The 6,253-nt window shown below is 39.6% G+C and carries 5 protein-coding genes and 4 pseudogenes; 3 read left to right on the top strand and 6 right to left on the bottom strand.

Going from position 1 to position 6,253, the window contains the following annotated elements:
- Window positions 1–179: 179 nt before the first annotated feature.
- Entirely contained in the window at window positions 180–884 is a 705-nt protein-coding gene (locus FTU82_RS15320) for an IS6-like element IS26 family transposase (RefSeq protein WP_001067856.1), read from the bottom strand.
- Here FTU82_RS15320 and FTU82_RS15315 point away from each other — a divergent pair.
- The gene (locus FTU82_RS15315; RefSeq protein WP_257222011.1) at window positions 875–1,108 is read left to right on the top strand and encodes a hypothetical protein; all 234 of its coding nucleotides are present in this window, start codon (window positions 875–877) and stop codon (window positions 1,106–1,108) included. The genes FTU82_RS15320 and FTU82_RS15315 overlap by 10 nt on opposite strands.
- Before the next feature lie 115 nt (window positions 1,109–1,223).
- On the opposite strand, the gene FTU82_RS15310 is transcribed toward FTU82_RS15315, so the two are convergent.
- The 3 genes and pseudogenes from FTU82_RS15310 to FTU82_RS15300 form a co-directional block, all read right to left on the bottom strand.
- On the bottom strand, window positions 1,224–2,222 hold the full coding sequence (locus FTU82_RS15310) for a ParB/RepB/Spo0J family partition protein (protein ID WP_001085468.1): 999 nt from the start codon (window positions 2,220–2,222) through the stop codon (window positions 1,224–1,226).
- A complete protein-coding gene (locus FTU82_RS15305) occupies window positions 2,222–2,839 on the bottom strand; it encodes an AAA family ATPase (protein ID WP_000158575.1) in 618 nt (205 codons plus the stop codon). Before FTU82_RS15305 ends, FTU82_RS15310 begins: the two co-directional genes overlap by 1 nt.
- 82 nt (window positions 2,840–2,921) lie before the next feature.
- Window positions 2,922–3,128 (bottom strand): annotated as a pseudogene (locus tag FTU82_RS15300) (hypothetical protein); the annotation flags it as partial.
- A gap of 55 nt (window positions 3,129–3,183) precedes the next feature.
- Between FTU82_RS15300 and FTU82_RS15295 the strand changes: the two are divergent.
- A pseudogene (locus FTU82_RS15295) lies at window positions 3,184–3,846 on the top strand (IS5 family transposase); the annotation flags it as partial.
- A 52-nt stretch (window positions 3,847–3,898) separates the two neighbouring features.
- Here FTU82_RS15295 and FTU82_RS15290 read toward each other — a convergent pair.
- Window positions 3,899–4,282 (bottom strand): annotated as a pseudogene (locus FTU82_RS15290) (IS6-like element IS1006 family transposase); the annotation flags it as partial.
- A gap of 36 nt (window positions 4,283–4,318) precedes the next feature.
- Here FTU82_RS15290 and FTU82_RS15285 point away from each other — a divergent pair.
- Entirely contained in the window at window positions 4,319–5,377 is a 1,059-nt protein-coding gene (locus tag FTU82_RS15285; protein WP_180001909.1) for a 2,3-butanediol dehydrogenase, read from the top strand.
- Window positions 5,378–5,547: 170 nt separating this feature from the next.
- Here FTU82_RS15285 and FTU82_RS15280 read toward each other — a convergent pair.
- A pseudogene (locus tag FTU82_RS15280) lies at window positions 5,548–6,132 on the bottom strand (IS6 family transposase); the annotation flags it as partial.
- Between the last annotated feature and the right edge of the window lie 121 nt (window positions 6,133–6,253).

The following is a 6,253-nucleotide window of genomic DNA, read 5'->3' as shown; positions in this document are numbered from 1 at the left end:
TTTGCCATGCAAAGGTCGCAGACGAAGCGGGGGTGGTGCGTGACACCCTGAAATCCTTCGCCGAGATCGGGGGCGCCCTGGTCGATGCACAGGATGATGGCCAGCCGCTGGGCGATGTCATCGCGAGGGCACTGTTGCAAAGTTAGCGATGAGGCAGCCTTTTGTCTTATTCAAAGGCCTTACGTTTCAAAAACTCTGCTTACCAGGCGCATTTCGCCCAGGGGATCACCATAATAAAATGCTGAGGCCTGGCCTTTGCGTAGTGCACGCATCACCTCAATACCTTTGATGGTGGCGTAAGCCGTCTTCATGGATTTAAATCCCAGCGTGGCGCCGATTATCCGTTTCAGTTTGCCATGATCGCATTCAATCACGTTGTTCCGGTACTTAATCTGTCGGTGTTCAACGTCAGACGGGCACCGGCCTTCGCGTTTGAGCAGAGCAAGCGCGCGACCATAGGCGGGCGCTTTATCCGTGTTGATGAATCGCGGGATCTGCCACTTCTTCACGTTGTTGAGGATTTTACCCAGAAACCGGTATGCAGCTTTGCTGTTACGACGGGAGGAGAGATAAAAATCGACAGTGCGGCCCCGGCTGTCGACGGCCCGGTACAGATACGCCCAGCGGCCATTGACCTTCACGTAGGTTTCATCCATGTGCCACGGGCAAAGATCGGAAGGGTTACGCCAGTACCAGCGCAGCCGTTTTTCCATTTCAGGCGCATAACGCTGAACCCAGCGGTAAATCGTGGAGTGATCGACATTCACTCCGCGTTCAGCCAGCATCTCCTGCAGCTCACGGTAACTGATGCCGTATTTGCAGTACCAGCGTACGGCCCACAGAATGATGTCACGCTGAAAATGCCGGCCTTTGAATGGGTTCATGTGCAGCTCCATCAGCAAAAGGGGATGATAAGTTTATCACCACCGACTATTTGCAACAGTGCCATTTAGACTACTATTTTTGGATACAAGCAAAACGTAATATGAATATTTTTAAAAAAGATGCATCTGAAGATAATATGGCAGATCATGAAGATAAAAATATTGTTGATTCTGATATGGATGAAATTTTAGATCCATCAGAAGATCAGTTACCGTTCTGGTAAGCATTTTTCCCTTTAACACTTTTTAATTCAATATGTATGATAAATAGCAGTACCCAATATTTAAAAAAATATTGGATACTCAATTATAAATTTCCACAGTGGAAATTTATAATTTTTATGGGTGGTCATCTAAACCGGCAAGAAATTCTTCTAACTTTTCAATCTTTTCTTGATTAAATTCAGCATTTAAACTGGTGCGAATATTTAGGACTGTTTTCCCATTGAGACTTTTCTCGATCTTAATCGAACCAAATTTAAGACCATTTTTATTTTTTAAGATCATTTTGTTTACTAGAGAGGCATTTTCGATGCTTTGATCTTGTTTTTTAGCTGTCTCTTGTACCGTTAATGCTTTTTCTATTTGATAAATGAATTTTTTTGATGGACGATTTGTTTCTGTAAATTCATTTAGGTACTTTTTCCATATGGTTAACGTGGTATCTTCAACTAGTTGATGGTTAAACTTTAAAACCAGTTTATTTAATTCAGTTAACAATTGTTGTGCGGTTGCACCTGAAATCGCTTTGGGGTGGATTTTTAGATCTTCTTTTATATAGTTTGGCAGTTTATAAAAGCTCATTAATCTAAAGTATTTAGATTGATCTAATTGATATTTTTGAGTAATAAATTCTATATTTTGTATAGTATAACCAAACTCATCGCAGTGTTTTTGTATAGCATTGACTAATTCAAAATCACTAAGATTTGACCGATGTAAATTGTCAATCAATGAAATTAAAGCTGTCTTTTCTGTAGATTTATCATCTCGAATAATTGCACGAATAGTCTTATGTTTTAATACATCACGAACAGCTCGAAACCTTTTTTCTCCACCAACAAGCTCATATGTTTCTTCTTTTTTGATCACAACAATCGGATAAATTTGCCCATTCGTTTCAATACTTTTGGCAAGCTTTTCAACATCTTGTAAAACTTTGTCTGTAATAATGCGAGGTTGATGCTCTGAGAAGTCAATAAGCTCTATAGGTAGATCAACAATATTATTTTCAGTCGATGATACCAATGCAACTTTGCCTGTTCCTGCTGCATTAATAAATGCTTGTTCCATTTCAAAGGCATCATCAAAATCGACAATGAGTGGTTTTTTCGCCATTACAGGATCTCCACCAAAAATTCATTTAATTCATCTTTTGCTTTACTACTACCCATTTCTAATACTGATTTTCCTTCGATCATTGCATCGCGAAATTGTTTGCGATCACGCACAATGGTATTTAGTGTTTTCACAGACTTGACTTGTTGTAGCAACTCTAAAGCAGCATCAATTTCTGTAGATTTGGTATTGGTTGGTGCTTTATTTAAGACTACAAAAGTTTCTAATTTCTTATTTACTTGCTTAGCAGCATTTACCAATCTAAGCACAAATGGCAGCACTTCGATATCTGTTTGACTAGGTTGCGTTGGAATAATAAGAACATCTGCTATTAATAATGCTGAACGAAACTCAGCTGAATCACGTCCTGCAACATCCAATACAATATATTTATTATTATTTTTTAACTGTTGTAGTTCTTCTTTTAAATTATCTTTGAGCGAAATGGTTGTAATCGAGTCTTGTGTTCTACGTTTACTCCATTTTATAGAGGATTGTTGATCATCTCCATCTACAAGAATAGTCTGACCTTTTTTGCTCAGAGCAACAGCTAAATTGGTTGAGAGTGTGGTCTTTCCAACGCCACCTTTCTGATTGGCAATTACGTATATTGTCATGGATTAAATATATAAAAATTAAATTTATATTAGCATAATTTTAAAAATTAAAAAAATATTTTTAAATTTCCACAGTGGAAATTTAAAAAACTAAAAGCCTTTTTTTTCTTTTGTTTAGTCCCGGCATTTGATGGATCGGATCAATCTTAAAAAGTTCAGGTTCATCTGTCCACTGTTTGCAGATGAATTCGTAGGGAGTCAGGCCCCTGAGTGTTTTGAGTCTGCGGTCGAAGTTGTATGTAGCAATAAAATCAGCAAGGTAAATGCATAGCTGAGTGTGATCGTCGTAAGGCTTTGTTGCACAAACCTATCTGTAACGGCTTTTTCAGCGATATAATTTTCAAATGAAGAAGCCTACACACAAAATCTACCGCACAACCAATTGGCCCGCATATAACCGAACACTCATGAGTCGCGGAAATATTGCCATTTGGTTTGATCCTGCTACGCAATGGTATGCGCCATCAAAAGGCAAACAAGGGCGAAATCAAACCTACTCCGACGCAGCCATCCAATGCTGCTTAATGATTAAATCCTTATTTCGTCTGTCTTTACGTATGGTTACTGGCTTTGTGCAAAGTCTGATTAAACTTTGCGGATTAAATTGGATAGCTCCAGATTACACCGCGCTTTGTAGAAGACAAAAGCATATTGATATTGTAATCAGCTACCAAAAAAGTAGAGATGGGCTGCATCTACTCATGGACTCTACAGGCATGAAGTTTCTAGGTGAGGGTGAATGGAAGCGCAAGAAACATGGACCTGAATATCGTCGCCAATGGCGTAAACTTCATATTGGTATAGATGCTAAAACCCTGCAAATACGAGCAGTTCAGCTTACAACCAATAATGTCAGTGATTCACAGGTGCTTGGTGATTTACTTAATCAGATTCCACAAGATGAGCGGATTGACTCTGTTTATACCGATGGAGCTTATGACACCAAGCAATGCCGTCAGGTCATTGCAGATCGGCAAGCGCATGCGGTGATTCCACCTAGAAAAAATGGCACTGTTGCAAATAGAAATTTGAGTCGATGATGTTCCCTTTAAAAAGTACTTAGAGACCGAAAACCCTGTTGATTAGACACACTTCACCCTGAGGCTGACCATAATAAAATGACGATGCTTGTCCTTTACGTAGTGCACGCATGACCTCAATACCTTTAATTGTGGCATAAGCCGTCTTCATAGATTTGAATCCTAATGTGGCCCTGATGATCCGCTTTAGCTTGCCATGATCACATTCAATCACGTTATTTTTATACTTAATCTGCCTGTGCTCAAGGTCTGGTGGACATTTACCTTCCCGTTTTAACCGTGATAAAGCACGTCCATATGTGGGTGCTTTATCCGTGTTGATCACTTGTGGAATTTGCCACTTCTTCACATTATTTAACATTTTTCCAAGAAAACAATATGCTGATTTGGTATTACGTCTAGAATGGTTTACCGTTAACATCAATATAAGGAATATAAAATGAAAGCAGCTCGTTTTTATGACCGAGGGGATATTCAAATTGAAGATATCCCTGAACCGAAAGTACTTCCAGGCACAGTTGGAATTCAAGTTGCGTGGTGTGGTATTTGCGGTACAGATTTACATGAATTCATGGAAGGTCCTATTTTTATTCCACCTTGTGGTCACCCACACCCAATTTCGGGAGAATCTGCACCTGTAACAATGGGACATGAATTTTCAGGCGTGGTTTATGCAGTTGGAGAGGGTGTAGATGATATCCAAATTGGGCAACATGTCGTAGTTGAACCCTACATCATTGCTGACGATGTGCCGACTGGCCCCAATGATAAGTATCATTTATCAAAAAATATGAACTTTATTGGTTTAGGCGGACGCGGTGGTGGTCTTTCTGAAAAAATTGCAGTTCAGCGGCGTTGGGTACATCCTATTTCAAATGATATTCCTTTAGACCAAGCAGCATTGATAGAACCTTTATCTGTCGGTCATCATGCCTATGTCAGAAGTGGCGCAAAAGCTGGCGATATCGCACTGGTTGGTGGAGCAGGCCCAATAGGCTTACTTTTATCTGCTATTTTAAAGGCTAAAGGTCTCACGGTCATCATTACTGAACTGAGTGCAAAACGTAAAGAAAAAGCGATAGAAGCGGGTGTTGCCGATTATGTACTAGACCCATCTAAGGTTGATGTAGTTGCTGAGGTAATGAAAATTACAGAAGACCGCGGTGTAGATGTCGCTTTTGAATGTAGTAGTGTCAATAAAGTCATGGATACACTCGTTGCAGCAATGAAACCAACTGGTGTAGTCGTTATCGTTTCTATTTGGAGCCATCCTGCCACAATTAATGTGCATAGTGTGGTGATGAAAGAGCTAGATATTCGTGGCACGATTGCTTATGTAAATGATCATCAGGAAACTATCCGTTTGGTTGAGCAAGGTAAGATTAATCTAGAACCTTTTATTACCCAACGGATTGCATTAGATGATCTTGTTTCTAAAGGCTTTGAAACATTGATTCATAATAATGAGTCTGCTGTAAAAATTATTGTTCATCCGTAGTAACGCCTAATTTGAACGACTAATTTGAATAAACTAGAAATAAACTCTATGTAGCTATTTCTAATATCTTTATAGATAGGGAATGAGTCTGTACGTACAGATTCATTCTCAAATTTACGGCACTGTTGCAAATAGAGATTTGAGTCGATGATGTTCCCTTTAAAAAGTGCTTAGAGACCGAAAACCCTGTTGATTAGACACACTTCACCCTGAGGCTGACCATAATAAAATGACGATGCTTGTCCTTTACGTAGTGCACGCATGACTTCAATACCTTTAATTGTGGCATAAGCAGTCTTCATAGATTTGAATCCTAATGTGGCCCTGATGATTCGCTTTAACTTACCATGATCACATTCAATGACATTATTTTTATACTTAATCTGCCTGTGCTCAATATCTACTGGACATTTTCCTTCTCGCTTTAATCGTGATAAAGCATGGCCATAGGTCGCTGCTTTATCTGTATTGATGACCCGTGGAATTTGCCATTTTTTCACCGTATTGAAGATCTTTCCTAGAAAACTATAGGCTGATTTACTGTTCCGTCTAGCGGAAAGGTAAAAGTCAATCGTATGACCCCGTTGATCAACTGCACGATACAGGTAAGTCCATCGCCCCTTCACTTTGATATAAGTCTCATCCATATGCCATGAATGTAAATCTGTAGGATTACGCCAATACCAGCGTAACCGTTTTTCCATTTCTGGAGCATAACGCTGAACCCAACGATAAATTGTACTGTGATCGGCACTGTTGCAAATAGAGATTTGAGTCGATGATGTTCCCTTTAAAAAGTACTTAGAGACCGAAAACCCTGTTGATTAGACACACTTCACCCTGAGGCTGACCATAATAAAATGACGATGCTTGTCC

It is taken from the genome of Acinetobacter sp. YH12151 (genome assembly GCF_013418355.1).
Taxonomy (GTDB): Bacteria; Pseudomonadota; Gammaproteobacteria; order Pseudomonadales; family Moraxellaceae; genus Acinetobacter; species Acinetobacter pseudolwoffii.
This window is presented reverse-complemented; position numbering and strand designations above follow the sequence as displayed.